The organism is Vibrio cincinnatiensis, assembly GCF_022113815.1.
Taxonomy (GTDB): domain Bacteria; phylum Pseudomonadota; class Gammaproteobacteria; order Enterobacterales; family Vibrionaceae; genus Vibrio; species Vibrio cincinnatiensis_A.
The window spans coordinates 192428-215185 of the sequence record NZ_SGOM01000003.1 but is presented as its reverse complement, the minus strand read 5'-3'; the positions used below and the strand labels follow the sequence as shown (position 1 = coordinate 215185).

General features: G+C 43.9%; 20 protein-coding genes. 10 read left to right on the top strand and 10 right to left on the bottom strand.

All coding sequences use genetic code 11. The features are described 5' to 3' along the window. Window positions 1–14: 14 nt before the first annotated feature. From EXA13_RS05975 to pabB, 7 genes are all read right to left on the bottom strand, one after another. A complete protein-coding gene (locus EXA13_RS05975; protein WP_238132365.1) occupies window positions 15–1397 on the bottom strand; it encodes an efflux transporter outer membrane subunit in 1383 nt (460 codons plus the stop codon). Window positions 1398–1400: 3 nt separating this feature from the next. Continuing rightward, window positions 1401–3368, bottom strand: coding sequence for a MacB family efflux pump subunit (locus EXA13_RS05970; RefSeq protein WP_238132364.1), 1968 nt, complete (start codon window positions 3366–3368; stop codon window positions 1401–1403). Continuing rightward, complete coding sequence (locus tag EXA13_RS05965; RefSeq protein ID WP_238132363.1) at window positions 3368–4555, bottom strand: efflux RND transporter periplasmic adaptor subunit; 1188 nt, start codon at window positions 4553–4555, stop codon at window positions 3368–3370. Before EXA13_RS05965 ends, EXA13_RS05970 begins: the two co-directional genes overlap by 1 nt. Before the next feature lie 170 nt (window positions 4556–4725). Then, window positions 4726–6087 (bottom strand): L-serine ammonia-lyase, encoded by a 1362-nt coding sequence (locus EXA13_RS05960; RefSeq protein WP_238132362.1) that lies wholly within the window; start codon window positions 6085–6087, stop codon window positions 4726–4728. Window positions 6088–6180: 93 nt separating this feature from the next. After that, complete coding sequence (locus EXA13_RS05955; RefSeq protein ID WP_238132361.1) at window positions 6181–7434, bottom strand: aromatic amino acid transport family protein; 1254 nt, start codon at window positions 7432–7434, stop codon at window positions 6181–6183. A gap of 294 nt (window positions 7435–7728) precedes the next feature. Beyond that, complete coding sequence (locus EXA13_RS05950) at window positions 7729–8334, bottom strand: CoA pyrophosphatase (RefSeq protein WP_238132450.1); 606 nt, start codon at window positions 8332–8334, stop codon at window positions 7729–7731. Window positions 8335–8362: 28 nt separating this feature from the next. Continuing rightward, entirely contained in the window at window positions 8363–9730 is a 1368-nt protein-coding gene (pabB, locus tag EXA13_RS05945; protein WP_238132360.1) for an aminodeoxychorismate synthase component 1, read from the bottom strand. Between the two features lie 257 nt (window positions 9731–9987). Between pabB and EXA13_RS05940 the strand changes: the two genes are divergently transcribed. From EXA13_RS05940 to EXA13_RS05910, 7 genes are all read left to right on the top strand, one after another. Beyond that, window positions 9988–11505, top strand: a complete 1518-nt coding sequence (locus EXA13_RS05940) for a fumarate hydratase (protein ID WP_238132359.1) — start codon at window positions 9988–9990, stop codon at window positions 11503–11505. A 121-nt stretch (window positions 11506–11626) separates the two neighbouring features. Then, window positions 11627–11812, top strand: a complete 186-nt coding sequence (locus tag EXA13_RS05935; RefSeq protein ID WP_238132358.1) for a hypothetical protein — start codon at window positions 11627–11629, stop codon at window positions 11810–11812. Window positions 11813–12074: 262 nt separating this feature from the next. Beyond that, entirely contained in the window at window positions 12075–13454 is a 1380-nt protein-coding gene (locus EXA13_RS05930) for a YcjX family protein (protein ID WP_238132357.1), read from the top strand. Beyond that, window positions 13451–14476, top strand: a complete 1026-nt coding sequence (locus tag EXA13_RS05925; RefSeq protein WP_238132356.1) for a YcjF family protein — start codon at window positions 13451–13453, stop codon at window positions 14474–14476. The genes EXA13_RS05930 and EXA13_RS05925 overlap by 4 nt, the downstream gene beginning before the upstream one ends. Before the next feature lie 122 nt (window positions 14477–14598). Beyond that, complete coding sequence (gene tyrR, locus EXA13_RS05920) at window positions 14599–16143, top strand: transcriptional regulator TyrR (protein WP_238132355.1); 1545 nt, start codon at window positions 14599–14601, stop codon at window positions 16141–16143. Next, window positions 16143–16724, top strand: coding sequence for a ribosomal protein S5-alanine N-acetyltransferase (rimJ, locus tag EXA13_RS05915; RefSeq protein WP_238132354.1), 582 nt, complete (start codon window positions 16143–16145; stop codon window positions 16722–16724). The genes tyrR and rimJ overlap by 1 nt, the downstream gene beginning before the upstream one ends. A 57-nt stretch (window positions 16725–16781) precedes the next feature. Continuing rightward, entirely contained in the window at window positions 16782–17255 is a 474-nt protein-coding gene (locus EXA13_RS05910) for a DUF2947 domain-containing protein (protein ID WP_238132353.1), read from the top strand. A 61-nt stretch (window positions 17256–17316) separates the two neighbouring features. Here the strand turns inward: EXA13_RS05910 and EXA13_RS05905 are convergent, their stop codons facing one another. After that, window positions 17317–18189 (bottom strand): EamA family transporter, encoded by an 873-nt coding sequence (locus EXA13_RS05905; protein WP_238132352.1) that lies wholly within the window; start codon window positions 18187–18189, stop codon window positions 17317–17319. A 548-nt stretch (window positions 18190–18737) separates the two neighbouring features. Between EXA13_RS05905 and EXA13_RS05900 the strand changes: the two genes are divergently transcribed. The 3 genes from EXA13_RS05900 to EXA13_RS05890 are packed head-to-tail and all read left to right on the top strand — an operon-like array spanning window position 18738 to window position 21975. Further along, complete coding sequence (locus EXA13_RS05900; protein ID WP_238132449.1) at window positions 18738–20156, top strand: SLC13 family permease; 1419 nt, start codon at window positions 18738–18740, stop codon at window positions 20154–20156. Window positions 20157–20180: 24 nt separating this feature from the next. Further along, the gene (locus tag EXA13_RS05895; RefSeq protein ID WP_238132351.1) at window positions 20181–21515 is read left to right on the top strand and encodes an ATP-binding protein; all 1335 of its coding nucleotides are present in this window, start codon (window positions 20181–20183) and stop codon (window positions 21513–21515) included. Next, window positions 21502–21975, top strand: a complete 474-nt coding sequence (locus tag EXA13_RS05890) for a response regulator (RefSeq protein ID WP_238132350.1) — start codon at window positions 21502–21504, stop codon at window positions 21973–21975. The genes EXA13_RS05895 and EXA13_RS05890 overlap by 14 nt, the downstream gene beginning before the upstream one ends. 50 nt (window positions 21976–22025) lie before the next feature. Here EXA13_RS05890 and nqrM read toward each other — a convergent pair whose 3' ends face one another. Continuing rightward, entirely contained in the window at window positions 22026–22238 is a 213-nt protein-coding gene (nqrM, locus tag EXA13_RS05885; protein ID WP_238132349.1) for a (Na+)-NQR maturation NqrM, read from the bottom strand. 14 nt (window positions 22239–22252) lie between these two features. Next, window positions 22253–22720, bottom strand: a complete 468-nt coding sequence (locus EXA13_RS05880; RefSeq protein WP_238132348.1) for a NifB/NifX family molybdenum-iron cluster-binding protein — start codon at window positions 22718–22720, stop codon at window positions 22253–22255. Window positions 22721–22758 lie beyond the last annotated feature (38 nt).

Genomic DNA, 22758 nt, shown 5'->3' with positions numbered 1-22758 from the left:
TTGGGCAAAGATGGTTAACTTCCTGCTTCGCTGAGGATCACCTCACCTCCTAGGCTCCGATAAAGGGTACTTAGGGTCACCAGTTGTTGATAATGATTTTCCAATAAAGCCGCGCGAGCATTACGTTCGTTTTCTTGGGCATCCAGTAGCGTTTTAATTTCTATTGCCCCATGTTGATATTGGCTTTGATATATTCGAGTCGCTTCAGCGGCACTTTGCCACTGCTGTGCTAATTTTTCTGCTTGATATTGGTAATTCTCTCGGGCAGATAAGGCGTTATCCACATCCTGAAAGGCGGCATACAAGGTTTTTCTATAAGTGATAACGGCCGATTCATACTGTACTTGTGCAATATCACGCTTTAGCTGCATTTCATTCCAATTTAAAAACGGCAGAGTTAGATCGGCCCCTAAAGTTCCTATGGGATCGCTCAGAAGTTTTTTTAGCTCAGTGGATGATCCACCCAAAGCTCCTGTCAGTGTGAGTGCGGGGAAATAACTGCGGCGAGTACTTTCCTTGGCTGCAAGAGAAGCTTGGAGTTGATACAACGCTTGTTTGACATCAGGTCTTCGACCCAAAACCTCAGCGGGTATCCCTGCTGAAATCGAGGGTAAGTCTTGGTCTGGCAGTTGATCGATCTCAATATCGGTTTGGTCTGGGGTCTGCTCAAACAAAATAGCTAAGGCATTACTGGCTTGTCGATATTGTTGTTGGTAATCACGGTGTGCCGCTTCCAATCCAGCCAGTGAGCGTTTGGCTTCTAATACGGTCAAGCGTGAGGTTGCACCATGGGCATATTGGCTTTGAGCAAGACTGAGAGTTTGCACTGCGTTGTCAATATCTTGCTGACTTAGGCTTATTCGTTGTTTTAAATAGCCAATCTGCCAATAGAGTTGAGCGGTAGTCGCCACTAAACTTTGTGCTGTGGCTTCTCGTTCTTGTTGCGTAGCTAGGGCACTCCACTGACTTTCATCGATCGTAGCTGAAAGCTTACCCCATAAGTCAAGTTCATAACTGATGCTGATTTTAGCCTGATAGTTTTTAGATGTTTCTCCATGGTTGAGATCTTTTGAACGACTGCCTGATGCGCCCGCGGAGAGATCGGGAATCCGCTGATCCATGTCTAAATCAGCGTTTAAGCGAGCTTGTTTTAAGGTGAGTGTGGCCTGTGCAAGGTCATGGTTGCTGGACAAAACACGTTCAACTAACTGGTTAAGCTTAGGATCTTGAAAGCTCTTCCACCATTGGCTTTCCCACAGCTTACTCGTCTCTTGTTGAGGCGTATGCCAGTCTGCAGCAATAAAAACAGAAGGCTCTACTGCTTCATATTGAGTTGAACAGCCAAACAGTAACAACATGGACAAAGCTAAGCTGGAATATTGACTCGAAGGTAACATATTTTACTCCCGTGCAAGTGCATCAATAGGGTTTAACTGAGCGGCATTTTTTGCAGGAAGATAGCCAAATAAAACGCCAATTAATGTTGAGCACAAAAATGCGGAGATGATCGAGGAGCTAGAATAGATCATGGTAAAACTACTGCCGAAAGAGGAAAAACCGATTCCGATTAAATAGGCGAGGGCAATTCCGATAATGCCACCGCAAAGACAAACAAGCACAGCTTCGATGAGGAATTGACGTAAAATGTCGTGCTGTCTTGCGCCGACAGCCATACGAACCCCTATTTCTCGGGTTCGTTCAGTAACCGAAACTAGCATAATATTCATTACGCCAATTCCACCAACAATTAATGAAATGACGGCGATGGCGGAAATGAGTAAGGTCATGGTGGCCGTTGTTTTTTGTATATTTTGCTGAATAGTATCCGTGTTAATGGTGAAAAAATCTTGAATACCGTGGCGCATGGTTAATAAAGAGATAATGGCCTGCTCAGCCGCATCACTTGGAATATTGTCATCGACACGCACAGAAATTCGATTAAGGTGATTTTGCCGCATCATCCGCGCGTTAATCGTACTGTAAGGAACCCATATATTGAGGGCATCATTATTTCCAAATGCACTCTCTTTGGCCGAGGTCACGCCAATAATTCGGATAGGGAGTTTACCTGCAAAAATGACTTTACCAATCGGGTTCTCATTAGCAAAAAGGGCCGTTAATGTATTGTTATCTATAACGGCTTCTTGGGCTAAGTTATCAACACTGGATTGGTCCCAATATTGTCCTTTGGCGAGTTCATAGCCACGGACCCGGAAAAAATCTGGCCCAACCCCTTGTATGGAAGCAGTGACGGATTGATTACTAAATTTGATGGTGGCTGAACTATTGACGGTAGGGGTGACACTGTCAATAAACGGCAGAGATTGCAGCGCTTGTGCATCTTCTGCGGTTAAGGTTCGAATGCGTCCTGAGCGCCGATCGCCAAAGCCGCTTCCGGGCATAATATCAATCGTGTTGGTGCCCATGGAGGCGATGCTGTCTAAAATTGATTTTTGTGAACCATTTCCGAGTGCTACGACAGAAACTACCGAGGCGATACCAATAATGATCCCGAGCATGGTTAAGAAGGTTCTTAACCGATGGTTTGACATGGCTAACAGCGCCATTTTTAATGCTTCCCAAAAATTGTCGATCCACTTTTGGCTACGACCAAGAGTTGACGTCTTGAATGGAGGGGGGCTATCGGGAAGAACAGGCGAGAGTGGTGCATCATTGGCTGATGGTTTGATACGATCACTGAGAATCTCACCATCTTTGATCTCAATGATGCGATCGGCATATTGAGCCACGTGCATATCGTGAGTAACAATAATGATGGTATGCCCGAGGCTATGTAGCTCTTGTAGCAGTTGCATCATTTCTGAACCACTTTTACTGTCAAGTGCACCTGTTGGTTCATCGGCAAGAATAACATCTCCACCATTAACGAGGGCTCTGGCAACCGAGACACGTTGCTGCTGTCCGCCACTTAATTGATTCGGCTTGTGATCAAGCCTGTCAGCTAGCCCTAATCGATCAAGCAGTTTGCGTGCTCTTTCATGGCGAGAATGCTTATCGTAACCTGCATAAATAGCAGGGACTTCGACATTCCCTAATGCATCTAAATCCCCTAACAGGTGGTAGCGTTGAAAAATAAAACCAAAATATTCACGGCGGAGCTGAGCCAGTTGATCAGCATTCAGTTGTGAGGTGTTTTGTCCGTTGATCCAATACTCACCACAACTTGGAGTATCTAAGCAACCTAAGATATTCATTAAGGTGGATTTGCCCGAGCCTGAAGCGCCAACGATGGCAACCATTTCACCTCGAGCAATAGTAAGATCGACCTCTTTTAAGACGGTGAGTGTTTCATCACCAGAAGTAAAATGGCGAGAAACATTGACAATTTTTAATAAAGCATCCGACATCAGAAACGCATCCCCGGTGGTCCCATACGACGGCTCGTACTGTCATTAAGCGTGTTTGGCATACCTAAAATAAGCGTATCACCTTCATTGAGCCCCTCAACAATTTCTACATTCACTTTATTGTTAATACCAATTTTAACGTCACGAAATACCTGTTGACCATTTTCTAGTACAGGAACTTGGTAGCGAGGTTTTGGTCCCGGTTGTCTGATGAGCACTTGAGCGGGGATCAATAGCGCGTTTTCTGAGCGTCGTAAAACAATGGTGACTTGAGCGGTCATCCCGATACGCAATAGACCATCAGGGTTATCAATATCAAACAGACCATGATAGTAAATCGCCTCGTCATTACTGATTGAAAGGTTGCTGTCATTGCCTGTCATTAACGTTGGGCCGGGCTCAATAGCACGTAATGTACTGGAATAGCGTTTATTGGGTTGGCCTAGAATGGTGAAATAGATAGGTAACCCCGGAGTGACTTTAATGATGTCGGCTTCTGATATTTGAGCTTTTACGGTCATGGTGTCGAGTACCGCTAGCTCAATAATGGTAGGGGTGGTTTGATTAGCATTGACGGTTTGGCCTTCCTCTACCGCATTGTAAACGACCGTTCCATTCATGGGGGCTCGAATGGTCGTATAATTGAGATCGAGCTTTGCGCTATCAACGCTAATTTTGGCTTGTTCCTGTTGTGCCTTTAACTGTTCAAGTTCGGCAATATACACGGCAAGAGAAGCTTGAGCGGCTTCATAATCTGCCAGTGAACTGGCGTTATCTGCCAACATGGCTTTTTGGCGATTGAATTCAGCTTGAGCTTGACGAATTAATGCCTGTTTGGCTTGGTATTGGGCATTTAAGCTGTTTAATGAGGCTTGGGCTTCTTTGAGTTTATTTTGCTGAGTTAGGTTGTCGATTTGAGCCACTAAATCGCCTTGCTGAATATTATCCCCTAAATTAACCGCAAGAGCCTCAATTTGACCGGAAACCTGGGCTCCAATTGCAACCAATTTTGAAGCTTGAAGCATACCGGTAGCAAGCACGGTTTCTTCGATATTACCGCGTTGAACGGTATCGGTGACGTAGGTCAGCGCTTTCTGCTTGGGATACAAAGTATAACCCAGTACGATTAGGATAAAAATCACGATGAATAGCGTGAGAGTGGTTTTCTTTGTAATAAGTAATGACATGGTAATAAAAGTGAACCAGCACATAAAAGAGAATGATTATCACCATTTATAACGTTATCTTAAGAGAAAACAAGCGGTTGTTAGGTAAAGCTAAGTAAAGATGCGTAAAGAAACAAAAAAGCCTGATGGTAGAGTATCAGGCTTTATAAGCACAATGGGCTATACTGAAATTAGCAGATTACTTTAACCGCTAATCCTCCTTGAGAGGTTTCTCGGTATTTTGCATTCATGTCTTTCCCTGTCTCAAGCATGGTTTCAATGACTTTATCCAAGGAGACACGTGGTTCAGAAGAGCGGCGCATTGCCATGCGAGTGGAGTTTATGGCTTTCACTGCAGCAATTCCGTTACGTTCAATACAAGGAACTTGGACTTGACCGGCAACGGGATCGCACGTTAACCCTAAGTTATGTTCCATGGCAATTTCTGCGGCCATACACACTTGTTCAGGGCTACCGCCTAATAGTTCGGCTAAACCTGCTGCAGCCATTGAGCAGGCCACACCCACTTCACCTTGGCAACCCACTTCTGCACCAGAAATTGACGCATTTTGTTTATAAAGGCCACCAATGGCACCAGAGGCGGTGAAATAACGAATATAATCTTTTTCTGTTACGGTCTGGATAAATTTGTCGTAATAGGCCAGTACCGCGGGAATAATGCCACATGCTCCATTGGTTGGAGCGGTAACAACACGGCCTCCCGCCGCATTTTCTTCATTGACAGCAAAGGCGTACATATTTACCCAGTCCACCACTGCCATAGGATCGTTGGTAATTTTTTCTGAGGTTAATAATTGTTGGCGTAACGCGGCAGCACGGCGAGGTACACGTAAAGGTCCGGGCAGAATTCCCTCTGTGCTCATTCCTCGTTCCATACATTCACGCATCGTACGCCAAATATTGGCAAAATAGCTTCGAACTTCTTCGTCTGAATGAAGAGCCTTCTCATTGGCCATGACTAAGGTACTGATTGATAAACCATGATCTTTACATTGATTCACTAATTGTTCAGCACTACTGAATGGGTAGGGGACTTGAATAGGAGATTCAATCGTTTGACCAAAACTTTCTTCATCCACGATAAAACCACCACCGATAGAGTAGTAAGTTTTAGCATAAGCGACCTCATCATCGATCCAAGCATGAATTTGCATACCATTTTCATGAAGCGATAAATTGGTTTTGTGAAAATTCATGCCACCTTCACGAGGGAAGGCAACAGTATGACAGTGCATGCCGACTGGAAGTCGCTCGGTTTCTTCAACACGAGCCATGAAACTTGGAATTGCATCAATATCGACTTTTTCAGGGGTATTTCCTGCTAAGCCCATAATAATAGCAATATCTGTGTGGTGACCTTTCCCTGTCAGTGATAATGATCCATAAACATCCACGGTAATTTTAGTGATGTCACGCAATTTTCCCATTGCGCGCAGGTCATCAATAAATTGTTTTCCCGCTTTCATTGGGCCGACCGTGTGTGAGCTGGACGGACCGACACCAATTTTATAGATATCAAATACACTAATCATATTGATTACCTCAAAATCAGGCCCCCCTTAATAAAGGGAGGCCCATTTATCATTATATTTTATATGTTTTAAGCTCATACATTGACGCAGAGATTAAAGAGCGCCGTAGATTACAGAACTAATGGCGGCAAAACCACAAATAACTGTAAAAATTTGTACTGGTACAGAGGTCTTATATTTTGCCATTGCTGGCACATTTTGCATGGCAAAAACAGGCAGTATGAATAAGATGGCCGCAATCATTGGCGCACCCATGGTTTCAATCATTCCTAGAATACTTGGGTTAATAATTGCAATTAACCAAGTGGTGAGAACGATAAAGACTAACGAGATCTTTTCAATTTTTGTGATGGATAATTGACTACGAGATTTGACTAACCCGACCAAACCTTCATGTGCTCCTAAGAAGTGGCCAAAGTAGCTAGAAGTAATAGCGGCGAAAGCCACAATAGGACCTAAATAGGAAATCAGTGGCGACTCATGTACGTTAGCGAGGTAAGACAAAACACTAATGTTTTGTTCTTGTGCCATATGTAGCTGCTCTGGAGTGAGCGAAAGCACAACAGAGAAGACAAAAAACATCACGAAACCCATCAGCATCATCGCTGAACCTGCTGTGATCATGTCGGTTTTTGCTACCGCTTTGTCACCGTGCTCAAGACGCTGTACTTTTGTGAATTGGCTGATAATTGGGCTATGGTTAAAAGAGAAAACAATGATAGGAATTGCAAGCCATACTACCACGGGCATCGCCGACCAATCCGGTGAGGTTTCCATCATTGAAGTATTCCATTCTGGAATAAGAAAAACGGAGAGTGCCAGTAGAATAAACACCAAAGGGTAAACCATGGCCGAAGTGGCTTTTAACATCAATTCTTTACCAAAAACAACGCCCGCAGTCATCGTTGCAATGAGTGCGCCAGAGAGCAACCAGCGAGGAATCGACGCCATACCTATTTGGTGAACTAAGAAAGAATCAACGGTATTTGTAATACCGACACCATAGATGAGAACAATAGGGTAAATGGCAAAAAAGTAAGCAAAAGTGATAAGGTTCGCGCCAGTCTTACCAAAGTGTTCTTCAACTGTATCGGTAATATCCGAATCTGGTTTGCTCGCTGACAGAACGAAACGAGCCAGTCCTTTATGGGCAAACCAAGTCATTGGTGCTGCCAATAGGGCTAAAATAACTAATGGCCAAAAACCACCTGCCCCTGCCTTAATCGGTAAAAATAGGACACCCGCACCGACGGCTGTACCAAAGAGTGACAGTGACCATACGAAATCTTTATAGGTCCATTTACCAGCAGATTGTGTGGTCGATAAAACCTTTGTGGTTGTATTCATGTTTAATTTACTCATTTTGGGAACAGGAAATAAATCGAGTGCAATTTTGCAGTTTTTCTTACAATAAAAAATAGATCTAAGTCATGTATTACCTGTGTGCTTGGATGATATGTCAAAAACCGACCCCTGATCACGGAAAAACTGTGCCACATGTAAAAAATGTTAACGTACGGATTAGATAAAGTTATTTGAATGGCGGTTTGGGTGAGAATTTCTCATGGCAAACGTTTGCTTTTTGGTTGAAATGACATCGTGATCATCTCAAAGTCGGTGAGTGATGAGCGATAAACTTGGCTAGAGAGACAGATTTATGTGTTTTTGAAGGGCTTGGAGAATTTGAGCGGTCATACCCCATATAAAATGATGTTTATATGGTATTGCAAACACTCTATGTGGGCGATTTTGTATCTGAAAAGTGCTGCTGTAGAGTTTGCGCTGATCCAGTAAATAATTTGCTGGGATCTCAAAAACTTCCTCTACTTCATTGCGATCGATGCAGGTTTTATAATTGGCATCAATAAATGCAACAACAGGGGTTACCGCAAAATGACTGACAGTGAGCAGCTCTGGTAATTGGCCTAAAATCTCTATCTCACTATCTGAAACACCAATTTCTTCTTGTGCTTCACGTTTTGCTGTTTGATAAAGCGAGCCATCACTTTCTTCATATTTTCCTCCGGGAAAGCTGATCTGCCCTGGGTGATGTTTTAGGTGAGCGGCTCGTTTCGTTAAGATAATATTAAGTCCATTTTCACGCTCAACAAATCCAACTAAGACAGAAGCTTTTCGCAATGCATCTGGTGATAAATGAGAGACTCGATGGAGTGACTGAGCATGATACTCCGGCGGCATTGTCAAAAGAAAACTTTGCATTAGTTGGTTTTTATTAAGCGTAATGATTTCCATGGGGTTCTCTATTATTCCGGTCTTATTGCTCAAGGATCGGGAGGATGCGGCTGAGTTTATCTAATGTTTCCTGATATTCAGCCTCACATTGACTGTCTGCAACGATGCCACCTCCCGCCCAAGCATACAACTGCTGCTGGTGGGCTATCAAGGTGCGGATAGTAATACTGGTATCCATACGTCCATGGCGGCTGATATAGCCAATCGAGCCACAATAAGCGCTTCGACGGTGCGGCTCTAATTCTTCAATGATTTCCATTGCTCGTACTTTAGGGGCCCCTGTAATGGAGCCACCGGGAAAGCTTGCTCGCAGTAAATCGGTATTTTGATAGTGTGTATCCAATTTGGCTCGAATCGTACTTACCAAGTGATGGACGGCAGGAAAGCTCTCAATAGCGAATAACGTGGGTACATGAACACTGCCTGGTTGTGCGACCCGACCAATATCATTTCGCAGTAGATCGACAATCATTAAATTTTCTGCTTGATCTTTCTCTGCACTAGCTAGTTCTCTCGCATTACTCGTATCTTGTTGTGGGTCATCACTACGAGGTCGTGTTCCCTTAATGGGTTTTGTTTCAATCTCGCCTTGGTCGACCAATAAAAATCGTTCAGGTGAAACGCTGAGAATCGTGCCTTGCTTAAGGCGTATAAACGCAGAAAATGGAGCCTGATTGACTTGCTCTAATTTTTGGTAAGCCAGCCACTCACTGCCTTGGTAACTGGCTTGAAAACGCTGTGCAAGATTGATTTGGTAGCAATCACCGGACAGTAAATAGGTTTGTACTTGACTAAACTTTTGTTGGTATTGCTGGGCAGACATATTGGATTGCCAAGGCGCCGTAAGCTTAAAGGGGTGGATTTCTGGCTGGGTTTGGGCATGTAACCAAGCTTGAGCTTGGGGTAGGTTGTCTCCCACCCAGTAAGCCATTTGTTGGTGATGATCAAGCACAATCGCCCATTCATAAAGGCCGATAGCCATCTCAGGCATGGGTAAGTCATGTTCTGCGATAGTGGGCAATTGTTCAACACGTCGTCCAAGATCGTAACTAAAATAACCCACCGCTCCACCAATGAAAGGGAGATCGTCTTGAGTTGTCAAATTGGGCAGGTAGGTCGCTTGTAATTGTGCCAGTAACTCAAAAGGATCTTTTTGTGACACTGTCACTGATTGTGGGGTGCAAATTTCTGTTTTATCGGCGAGGGTGGTTAAGGTCACAATCGGGTTGGCGACCAAGATATCAAATCGGCTATCGGGGTGTTGTTCTGATGGAGAGCGTAATAACATGGCCCAAGGGAGATGCTCTATCTTAGAAAAGATTTGATGAGCAAGGTCCTTTTGATAGCTGAGTGACTGAATTTGTACGGTTTTTTTTTCGTTGCTATTCATTTGTGTAATTTGTGACAAAGGGACGCTTCACTGCATAGCGTGTTGAGGAAAGCAAGAGTATCATATAAAGGAGTAACCTCAAGCAGTTGGCAGAGTAAGCTCATCTCTTGAGGTTGTGAGAGTATAAAACTCCAAAATAAAGCTGCTACTTGATGAATGTGTTCAATTCAGTCGTTTTTCGCCTTCAGGCATTACTGGCGCTCGAACCCATCATTTAAGCGTCAGCCCATGGAAGCATAATGATAACGAGGCATGCAATGACGGTTATACGCAAGCAAGATGTGATCAGCAGTGTTGCTGATGCTCTTCAGTACATTTCTTATTACCACCCCCTTGATTTTATTCAAGCACTGGAACAAGCCTACCACCGTGAAGAAAGCCAAGCGGCAAAAGATGCGATTGCGCAAATTTTGATTAACTCACGCATGTCCGCAGAAGGACACCGTCCAATTTGTCAAGATACTGGGATTGTGACTTGTTTTGTTAATATTGGTATGGACGTTCAATGGGACGCGACCGATATGACTGTACAACAAATGGTCGATGAAGGGGTTCGTCAGGCTTATACGAATCCAGATAACCCATTGCGCGCATCTGTATTGATGGATCCTGCGGGCAAGCGAATCAATACCAAAGATAATACACCAGCCGTTGTGCACATTAATATGGTGCCGGGTAACAAGGTTGATATTCAAATCGCAGCGAAAGGCGGCGGTAGTGAAAATAAAACGAAAATGGCAATGCTCAACCCATCAGATGATATTGCTGAATGGGTAGAAAAAACATTACCAGCCATGGGCGCGGGTTGGTGTCCACCGGGAATGCTCGGTATTGGGATAGGTGGGACGGCAGAAAAAGCGGCCGTTTTAGCCAAAGAATCTTTGATGGAGCATATCGATATTCAAGAGCTAATTGAGCGTGGCCCACAAAATGCTGAAGAAGAGCTTCGGTTAGACATCTTTAACCGAGTGAATAAGCTTGGCATTGGTGCACAAGGGTTGGGCGGCCTAACAACGGTTGTTGATGTGAAAATCAAAACTGCGCCGACGCATGCAGCATCGAAGCCGGTGTGTTTGATCCCTAACTGCGCGGCGACTCGTCATGTGCATTTTACGCTAGATGGCTCTGGCCCAGCAGAGTTAACGCCACCGAAGTTGGAAGATTGGCCACAAATTACATGGGAAGCGGGGGAGAATACCCGTCGAGTAAACCTTGATACCGTTACGCAACAAGAGATAGAAACATGGCGAACCGGAGAAACAGTACTGCTTTCTGGTAAAATTTTGACGGGTCGAGATGCGGCACATAAACGTATTCAAACGATGCTACAAAATGGTGAAAGCTTGCCAGAAGGGGTCGATTTGAAAGGGAAATTTATCTACTACGTTGGCCCTGTTGACGCGGTGGGTGATGAAGTGGTGGGGCCTGCTGGTCCAACAACCTCTACCCGCATGGATAAATTTACCGATATGATGCTGGAAGAAGTTGGGGTGATGGGCATGATCGGGAAAGCTGAGCGTGGCCCTGCAACTGTAGAGTCAATCAAGAAAAATAAAGCCGTTTATCTGATGGCTGTCGGTGGAGCGGCTTACTTAGTGGCGAAAGCGATTAAGAAAGCACGTGTAGTGGCTTTTGAAGATTTAGGAATGGAAGCGATTTACGAATTTGAAGTTGAAGATATGCCCGTGACCGTGGCCGTTGACTCAACGGGTGCAAATGCACATCAAACTGGTCCAGATACTTGGCGAGTAAAAATTGCTGAAGCGGCGGAGTAATTCCTCAGCAATTTAGTCTACAGGTTGAAAAAAGTAAAAGGTGCAGCGCTTGCTGCACCTTTTGTATTGAACAGCATTGCGTATATACTAGAACAACTAATTGAATTCTCAGGAGAAGAAAATGCCACGCTTTATACGAATTTTGCAAATGGCGATTGCCATTATCATTGGCATCTTTCTAATGTATGACCTAATCCTTCACGGAGTCAGTCTGTTTGATAACAAATACGTGATCATTTCGAGTGTATTATTCGTTCTGTTACAGATTAGTTTGTTTGTTATTTATAAATTAATTGAAGATGATTGAGGCAGTCTGACTTATGTTCTGTGTGATTCCATCTTCGAGCGGTTGAAGCATAGATCTGCGTATACTCTGAGCATGATAGTCAAAGAGTATAATGATGAAGCTTTTGACTGTATTCAGAGGCTTCATCTACTTTGATTTAGCATCATTGACGTATTATCTTTTACGTCATCTCAATGGTTGGCTTAGAGGGCTTGATCATTGTTCTAAGTTAACTTGTCTTTATTCTCTCTCATTCAAACATCATTAAAAGGTGGCGTTATTCATGAAACGCATTGGTCAAGAAGTCAGTGATCTCATCCATCGAGGATTAGACTCTCATGTGCGTCTGGCAGTGACGGGGTTATCTCGAGCGGGTAAAACCGCATTTATTAGCTCTTTAGTTAACCAACTGTTACATACCTCCACTCATGATCAACTGCCTCTATTTTCTGCTGCGAGAGATAAACGTATTATTGGTGCGAAACGTGTTCCACAAAGCAATCTAATGGTTCCTCGCTTTAGTTACGATGAAGCAATGGAGCAATTGCATCAATCTCCCCCCATGTGGCCAATACCAACGAGAGATGTCAGTGAAATACGCTTAGCCATTAAGTACCGCCCTGAAAAACGTAGCAAACGGCTGCTCGGAAGTACAGCCACGCTATACCTTGATATTGTTGACTATCCCGGTGAATGGTTATTAGATTTGCCTCTCTTAAATATGGATTTTGCTACTTGGTCTCAGTTGCAGATGAACGCCTTACACGGCATTCGGGCTGAGTTAGCGAAACCCTGGTTACGTGAACTCAGCACCTTAGATCTGAATCAAGAAGCGGATGAAAAAACCTTAGCGCATATTGCTTCGTTATATACCGATTATCTTCATCAATGTAAGCAACAAGGGTTACATTGGGTACAGCCTGGGCGTTTTGTTTTACCGGGAGAGTTAGCGGGGGCTCCGGTGTTACAATTTTTTCCATGCTTAGGGATAGAGAAAGATGGAAAAATGGCGAAACGTTCGATGTTAGAGTTGCTCAATACTCGCTATCAAGAGTATCAACATAAAGTGGTGAAGGCATTTTATAAGCATCATTTCTCTACCTTTGATCGGCAAATTGTCTTGGTAGACTGCTTATCGCCTTTGAATTTGGGCTATGATGCTTTTATGGATATGAGAGGCGCGATTGAACAAATTATGCACAGTTTTCGTTATGGACGAAATGGCTTACTCAACCGTTTGTTTGCCCCCAAAATAGATAAAATTGTGTTTGCTGCAACCAAGGCGGATCACGTCACGCCAGATCAACATCCCAATATGGTTTCGTTATTACAGCAGATGATTCATCCAGCATGGCAGCACGCAGCTTATGAAAATATTGCAATGAGTTGCATGAGCTTAGCTTCGGTCAGAGCGACTCAGTCTGGATACATTGACACGGCACAGAACCCTATATCAGCGATTCAGGGAACCAGTTTGACGGGAGAAAGTATTACCCTTTTTCCAGGAGACGTTCCTAAAAAATTGCCCAATCCAGATTATTGGTCACAACATCCATTTGATTTTGTGGCATTTCGCCCTATGCCTAGCAGTGTTGATCAGCCTTGCCAGCATATTCGAATGGATAAAGCGTTAGAAACGTTATTAGGAGATAAGCTGAAATGAGTGATCTAAAAAGTAAGCAAATCTTTGACCAGCCGTTAAAACAGGCTGAAGTGACGGAAACCCTGACGAGAAAAATTGCCTTTACGGAGCAAGCACGGTTTGTACCAGAAGCCACCGCAGTAGAAGACGAAGGAGAGGCTGAAGCTAAACTTGAGCAAATTATCCGTCCTACTAAAAGAAAAAAAAGGGGAATGGTTGCGCTGTTAGTTCTGTTTTCAGGGTTGATTGGCTGGCAAGCCATTGATTCTATTCTGTCGGCGGTTCAAGCTGGCGACTGGCTTGCTCTGGCTTGGAGTAGTTTTCTTGCTGGGGTAGCGGGGCTGGGAATTGGCAGTATGAGTCGAGAATTGTGGAAATTACGTAAGCTTCGCCAGCATTTCTCAGTACAAGAGCAGGCTGAAAACTTGATTGTGCAGGATGCGGTGGGCCAAGGCATCACATTTTGTGAAAGTTTAGCTCAACGCGCACTTATTAATCAGCAGAGTGAGGTTTATCAGCGCTGGCTAAATAGTGTCAATGACAGCCATAGTGATGCTGATATCATAGAATTGTATGATGCGATGGTGGTCAGCGAGCAAGATAAAAAGGCAACTCAAATTGTCTCGCGTCATGCGACAGAAGCCGCGGTTTTGGTTGCCGTCAGCCCATTGGCATTGGTCGATATGCTGTTTGTTGCGTGGCGTAACTTTAAAATGATTGATCAATTAGCAAAAATGTATGGGGTTGAATTGGGGTATTGGTCACGTTTACAGCTGTTTAAAGCGGTATTGGTCAATATGGCTTTAGCCGGAGCCACCGAAGTCGCTATTGATGCAAGTATGGACCTACTTTCAATGGATTTAACTAAAAAAATTTCCGCTCGGGCTGGGCAAGGGCTGGGGGTGGGGTTACTTACTGCACGGCTAGGATTAAAGGCGATGGCTTTACTTCGACCTTTACCTTGGCAGCCGGAACGCGCCGTGAAGTTACGTGAAATACGTAAGCAGATCGTCGCCAAAATAACAGCTTTGGTGTCGAAGTAACCGGGAATGGGTTTTGCGTATGATTCTTGGGGAATTTTGCGGAGAATCGCTTGACGCGTTTTATGCCATGATAGACACTAGTGTCAACTTTTCGTGACACTTTCTGACTAGGATACAATTCAGTGCGCCTTGAAGTCTTTTGTGAAGACAGACTTGGGTTAACCCGAGAGCTGCTTGATATTCTCGCCTCGAAAAACATCGATCTTCGAGGCATCGAAATTGATGTCGTAGGGATTATTTACCTCAACTGCCCCGATATTGATTTTGATACTTTCAGTGAACTTATGGCAGAAATTCGCCGTATTTCTGGGGTAAAAGATGTCCGTAAAATCCAGTTTATGCCAATGGAAAGGCATAATACGGAGCTTATCTCACTGCTTAACAACCTTCCGGATGCTGTACTGGCTATTGATTTAAAAGGGGCGGTTGATATGGCGAATCACAGTGCACTGGCCCTATTTAACAAAAATAGTGATGAAGTCATTGGTCGGCAAATCACTCAGTTATTACCGTCGTTTAATTTTTCACGTTGGGTAGAAGGCAGTAAAGCTCGGATTCGAGAAGAGGTTGTGATTGAAGGTCTGGACTATCGAATGGAACTAATGCCCGTTTACATTCGTGACGAATCTCTGCAATCTACGCTTGCCAGTTGCATGATGATTTTACGTGCACAATTGGCATCTTTTCAGCAAGAGACTTACATTCCCGTTCATAACAACTTAGGTTTTGAGCACTTTGTTGGGGTATCTAACCGTCATAAATCATTAATGAATCATGCTAAAAAACTGGCCATGTTAGATCAACCGCTCTTGTTAGAGGGAGAAACGGGGACAGGAAAAGAGATGTTAGCGCGGGCTTGTCATCATCGTTCCCATCGTTCTAATTCGCCTTTTTTAGTGCTGAGTTGTGCTTCTATGCCGGATGATGTCGCTGAAACCGAGTTATTTGGTCATGCACCCGGTTCGTTTAATCATCAGCAAGGACACAAAGGCATTTTTGAGCAGGCAAATGGGGGAACCGTTTTTCTTGATGAAATCGGTGAAATGAGTCCTCATCTGCAAATCAAACTGCTGCGTTTTTTACAAGATGGTACTTTCCGCCGAGTGGGTGAAGAGCATGAAATGCATGTGGATGTTCGAGTCATCGCATCAACACGGCATCATCTCGCAGATCTCGCAGAATCGGGCCGCTTTCGTGAAGACTTATTTTATCGTTTGAATGTACTTACCGTTCGTATTCCTCCCTTGCGAGAACGTCCAAGTGATATTCAGCCATTGTTGGAACTGTTTATTGCGAAACACACACACAAATTAGCCATGGCTAAGCCCCAATTAGCGGAAGATTTGCTTGAACAACTCATGCATTATCCTTGGCCGGGTAATATGCGCCAGTTGGATAATATGGTTTTACGTGCTTTAACTGAAATGCCAGATAAACTTTTACGTGTCGAGTATTTCCATCTGCCGCCACTGGAAGCGGGAGCATCCAGCCTGACAAGTGTAAACCTTGATGGTTCTCTAGATGAAATTATGAAAGAGTATGAATCGCAAATTCTTGACAAATTATACCAATCTTTTCCTTCCAGCCGTAAGTTGGCTAAAAGACTGAATGTGTCACATACGTCAATTGCCAATAAATTGCGTGATTATGGGATAAGGAAACGTTGATGGACACATCATTGTACTCTGTTTACCAAACCGATGGCGAAATCATTGTCCGAACGGCAAAGCGAGAGGATGCGTTGATGATTGTCCAATACTTTACCGCTAATCGTGACTATCTTAAGCCTTGGGAGCCCAAACGAGAAGCGGGCTTTTTTCAAGTGACGGGATGGCAGCAAAAATTGCTTAAGCTTGATGAGCTGCATAAGCTGGCTCTAGGCTACTACCTGCTCATTATTGATGCAAAAAGCCAAGCTATGTTGGGGACAATTTCATTTAGTAACTTGACGAGATTTCCTTTTCATGCGTGTCATGTTGGTTACTCATTAGCCGAAAATGCACAAGGTCGTTATATTATGACAAGAGCGTTGAGCTTGGCATGTCAGTACTTATTTGAACAGCAAAATATGCACCGCATTATGGCGGCTTACATGCCTCATAATACCCGTAGTGCTGCGGTATTAGAGCGGTTAGGCTTTGTGCTCGAAGGACTGGCAAAAGATTACTTACTGATTGATGGGCAGTGGCAAGACCATATACTCACCTCATTAATAAACCCAAATTGGCAAGCCAATTTACCAAAATAACGCTTTATTTACTCTCTCCAACCCAATGTAGGGTGGATTAACGTCGAAGGACATTTCATGTCGTATTTGCCTTTGGAACAATACCCAAGAAAATGGATTTTTACTCATCAGTCAATGCCGATACCAGAGCTAGAACTGGCACAGATTAAGCCTATGACGCCCATGCGTTCTGCGCAGTTTTGGAAAGAAAATATCAGTGCTCAAAGCCCAGATGCGGATCGATTTAGTTCTCAAGATTGGCCAAGTAAAGCAGGCAGTTGGACAGAACTGGTGGATTGGATGGCAGAATGGGAAAGTGATGAAGCTGAACTACCACAAGCGATTTTAACGCATATTGATTGGCAAGATGATGTCACAGTCTATTTTTGCTATGAAAAATACAATGTTATTGAAACAAAATGGGCTGTGTTTAAACGGCACTGGAAAAACTTTTTGTTTTACGATGATGGGCCGATTTTATTGGGGCGCCGTCGGAGCGAAGCGCTTTGGTTTCAAACAGAGGGATCTGTGAAACTGGGGGTAAGAGTATAGGGTTGCTTGCACAAAGCCGGAAATAAAATCCGGCTTTGTGTGAATAGACATGTGTAACCCTTTACTCTACCGTGACGTCTTTTTTCCGCTGCGCACTTAAGGTGCTGCCCATTGAAGCGCTGATGATCATACAAATGGCTAGCCATTGTGAAAAAGCCAGCTGTTCTTCTAGAATCAAAAAACCTGCGATCGCCGCGATGGCGGGCTCTAAACTCATCATGACACTAAAATGTTGAGTGGAAAGGCGGTTTAAGGCCAACATTTCTAGGCTGTATGGAAGTGCACTGGAGAGCAGTGCAATCGTCAATGCCATGGGCAAAACGGACCATGTAAAAATACTTGATTCTGCAGTCATTGCACCAATAGGAAAAATAATGATTGCCGCCACCGACATTCCAATGGCGACCGTCATTCCACCTGAACCAACACTGCCAGCCCGTTGACCAAACCATATATATCCAGCCCAGCAACAGCCAGCACTGAGTGCCAGTAATACACCGACAGGATCTAGAGCATCCACACCCGTCATATCTGGTAACAGTAGCAACATGCCGCAAATCGCAAAAGCAACCCAAACGATATCGAGTTTCCGTTTTGAAGAAAAGAGCGCAAGAAGTAATGGGCCTGAGAATTCAAGCGCAACCCCGATCCCTAATGGGATACGTTCAATCGCAAAATAAAACAGGATCTGCATTCCACCTAAGCTTGTGCCATAGATAATCATGGAACGCCACTGTGAGAGACTGAGCGAGATTCGCCAAGGACGAAATACGATCAGTAGAATCAGTGCTGCGAGGCTAATTCGAAGTGCGACCGTTCCTCCCGGGCCAACAATGGGAAAAAGCTGTTTAGCGAGCGAAGAGCCAGACTGGATAGCCATCATGGCGACCAGAAGGCAACCGACCGCAATGAGTATCGGCGATTTTTGGGTCATAGTACTCTTTGATTTGAAGTCATTAGGTTATCAGCGAGGGGAAACAGAATCAGGTTATCTCTGTTTTCTGCTGGAATTCGAACTGACTCTCTGCTTTTTATGCTTTCTCCATAGAGTTGAGTCTAAAAGCTGAGTCAAACATAGCTAAAAATTCATTCTGCCTGAATTTAAATAAATGGCAATGGTGATCACAATTTGTTGATGATTCGCTGAAAAAATGGCAACAAGATTGGGGGGCAAGGGTTTCGTCGTATCAATAGAAATCATGAATTGATTTTCTCACTAGAGGGGAGTCAATACCTTTCGAAGTAATATGAGAGATCACCGTGTTTTTTGCTCAGGTTTTTACTACTTATTGAAAGTTATAGATATTCGTTGATCTAAGCCTAAGTATTTCTTTTTTCCTTCGGCATAATCAGACGTATGCCCTAAAAACATAAATGATTTTTAGGTCTAGGGCATATCCAAGAATGATGAGGCAGTTGGAAAATAATTCAGGCCATCATGAGCGGATCTTTGCATAAATGTTCTCAGGAAGAGTGAATATGATACGTCCTTATCTCAAATTTATTATCCCTATAGCCATTCCGTTACTTATATTATGGTTACCTTTGTCTGCTTTTCCCTTTGAAGGATTAACCATTATTCAGCAACGGGTGATCGCTATTTTCTTATTAGCTGCACTGTTATGGGTGTTTGAACCTATTCCTATTTACGCTACATCAGTCGTGATTATTGTGTTAGAGATACTCATGTTGTCGGATAAAGGGCTATGGCTATTTAGAACACAGCAAGAACTCCCAGAATTTGGAGGTTTACTCCGTCATAGTGACATTATGGCAACCTTTGCCAGCCCGATTATTATGCTCTTTTTAGGGGGCTTCTTCCTTGCCATGGCTGCAACGAAGTATCGCTTAGATGTTAACTTAGCGCGTGTGTTACTAAAGCCTTTTGGGCAAGATCCTAAATTTGTAATGTTGGGCCTCATGTTGATAACAGGCGTGTTTTCAATGTTCATGTCCAATACCGCTACAACGGCAATGATGCTTTCAATACTGACCCCGGTGATTGCTGTTTTTGGTCCAAAAGATCCCGGCCGAGTCGCATTTGCACTGTGTATCCCTGTTGCTGCCAATATTGGTGGTATTGGAACGCCCATCGGAACACCTCCCAATGCGATTGCATTGAAGTATCTGGTCGGTGATAACTTGATCACCTTTGGTGAGTGGATGGCTTTTGGGGTTCCATTCGTCATTATCTTGATGGCGTTAGCTTGGCTATTAATTGGCTTTTTATATCGTGCTGAGCAAAAAACGATTGAACTCAGCATTAAAGGGAAGTTTCTGAAAACGCCAAAAGCCATTGTGGTTTATATTACCTTTGCGGCGACCATACTGTTGTGGTTAATGGGGTCCGTCCATGGTATGAACTCTTACACGGTTGCTTTAATTCCCGTTGCTGTTTTTTCCGTTACGGGCATTATCAATAAAGAAGATTTGAAGAAAATTTCATGGGATGTGCTGTGGTTGGTCTCTGGTGGTATCGCATTAGGTCTTGCATTGGATAAAACCGGGCTTGCTCACCTAATGGTACACAGCATCCCATTTGATCAATATTCTCCTTATATTGTTCTTTTGGGGGCGGCATTCTTATGCTTGCTTATGGCGAACTTTATGTCGCACACAGCAACTGCCAACTTATTGATGCCAATTATGGCTGCGTTGGGGGCATCAATGACGTCATTAGCTCCATTAGGGGGCGAAGTCACGTTGATCCTTGTGGTCACTTTTGCTGCTTCACTTGGGATGTCACTGCCGATCAGTACGCCACCGAACGCGTTGGCTCATGCCACGGGCAATGTGCAAAGTAATCAAATGGCACGTGTCGGCGTTATCCTAGGTGTCATTGGTGTGCTGATGAGCTTTGTCATGATTTGGTTACTGCATGTGGTCGGCCATATTGGCTAAATGTAGGCGCAATAGGTAGGGTGTATGAATCCACAAGTGCAAGCTTTAGTTGAACGATATTTTGACAGCGAACAGCGTAGAGTGACGTTGCCAAGTGGTTCGATTGTACTTCAACAAAATGGCTATAATGACCGCCTTTATTATGTAAAGGCGGGAGAGCTACTTGGACAATTTTGTGAGAAGGATGGCAAACCTATCACGGTTTTTTCAGCCTCAGCGGGGGCTTTTATTGGTGTACACAGTTTCTTTTCGGGACACTGGATCGCCTCTTCAACGGTGGTTGCTCAGACTGATGTTGAATTGGGGTGGATCGATAGGCAGACTCCTGCGGTTGATGAAGCCCTATTTGGATCGTTGAGCTCTCAGTTTATGCCGGTCATTGTTGCAGAGCTTTCTCGTCGTCAGCGGCGAGCGATGCAAGAAGCCGTTGCCAAAGAAAAAGCATTAGAACGGTTACATATGGCTGAACAAATGTCCACATTAGGCCAATTAGCTGCAGGTATTTCTCATGAACTGAATAATGCCATTGGGGTAGTGAGCAGTAAGACGGAGCGTTTAGAGTCTTTGTTTATTGATTTACTACAAGAAGTTCATCCAGAGGCCAGCCAGTTTTTTGATTTTGGCTTACTGTACGGTCAAAAAGTATCATCGAGTGAGGCCCGAACAAGAGGGGCTCAATTTGCTCGTCGTTATCAGCTGGCTTCTAATGTTGCAAGAGAACTTGCTCGAGCGGTACCAGAAGAAACACTCTCTAAGCACTGGCTTAATAACCCTCATTTGGCGATTCGCTACTGGCAAATGGGACGAGATCTCCATGATTTGCGTCTTGCATCCAAGCATGTGGTTGGCATTGTCAAATCCGTAAAACAACTAGGACGCAGTGACATTCATTTAGATGAAGAATTGGATCTTAATGAAACGTTAAATCGGGCATTGGCTTTACTGCAAAGTGATCTACGTCGAGTGTCGGTTCGGATGCGCCCTGGTGCTCTACCTATTTTGAAAGGTTCACAGACAGAATGGGTACAGGTTTGGGTCAACATCATTAAAAATGCGTGTGATGCAATGGCTCAGACCCAACACCCTGAAATTGATATTCATACACGTTACAACAAACAACGGATTCTTATCACGATTGCCAACAACGGTCCGGAGATCAATGAAGCCACTAGGCGGAAAATTTTCCAACCGAGTTTTACCACCAAAAAAGATGGGTTGTCGTTTGGCCTTGGCTTAGGGTTAGCCATTGTTAAACGGATAGCGACCAGTTATGGGGGAAGCATTGCCGTTAAGAGCAATGATGAGAAAACGATTTTTAGGATCAAATTACCAGTCGAGGATGGATATGGAGAAGCTTAATATCATTTGTGTTGATGACCAAAGGGAAGTGCTAAGTGCAGTATTGCAAGATTTACAGCCATTGGCCCATTGGTTACAAATTGAAGATTGTGAATCAGCCGATGAAGTGCTGGAATTGATGGATGAGCTAGATGCACAAGGAGAATATATTGCTTTAGTGGTTTCTGACCATGTGATGCCCGGGAAAACGGGAGTAGAGTTGCTCAGTGAAATTAACCAAGATCCTCGTTTTATTGGTACTAAGAAAGTATTGCTAACAGGGCAAGCTACGCATAGCGATACCATCAATGCCATTAATACGGCGGGTATTAATCGTTATTTTGATAAGCCTTGGCGAGCCGAAGAGCTGACCGCTTGCGTTAAACAACTGGTGACTGAGTTTATTTTTGATAAAGGGCTTGACTATACCGAATGGCATCATGAGTTGGATCAAAACGTTGTCTTAAATCGATTACGCTAATTCCCCTGAGACTTCAGCGTGAGGTCTGATTCTTCACGCTGAGTCGCTGGTTATTCCTCTTTCGATTTTTCTTGTGGTTCTTGAATCTGGTATAGGGTGGTTTGGTGTCCCGCACACGTTGTTTTGCAGTTACACACTTTATCAACCCCAACGTTAGACAGCCCACCACAACTTCCTTGAATCGGTTTACGACGAGCCATGACGCCAAGGCTCATCAAAACTATCATTAATAAAAAAAATCCCACAGTGATTAAGTAAATCATAACTTCGCTCTCATCTATCGATGAATATTAAAAATACGCTGTAATTTATCTAACGTTCTTGGATTCAGTTTAGTTGTTGAAACGGGCGAGGTACAGGCGGGTTTTTCATAGCAGCAAGAATGCGATGCTTTATTCGGGGATGGGCGCGCATAACTCATATCGGTGACTTCTTGAAGCTGGCTCAGATCTAAGGCATCCAATGGGCAGCGTGGCGGATAAGAAAATACCTTAATCCCTTTTTTAAAGAGCGTTGACAACATAGCTTGACCAATATTTTTGACCACAATGGCGTGAACTTGGTGTTGCTGCAACAGGTTAAGGCGCACTGACTTTTTCCCGCAATGTTTTTCCCCCTCATCTAAAGTTTCTGGAATATGAATGAGTTGACGCTGCTGATTGTCTGAATCGATCAGTAAAAATGCGGGTGCTTTAGAAAAATGATTACTCAGTTGATTATCTCGACAGGGAATTGCATAAATCATGGTTCACTTCCTTCATCCAATAATATAGTCAGCATTGT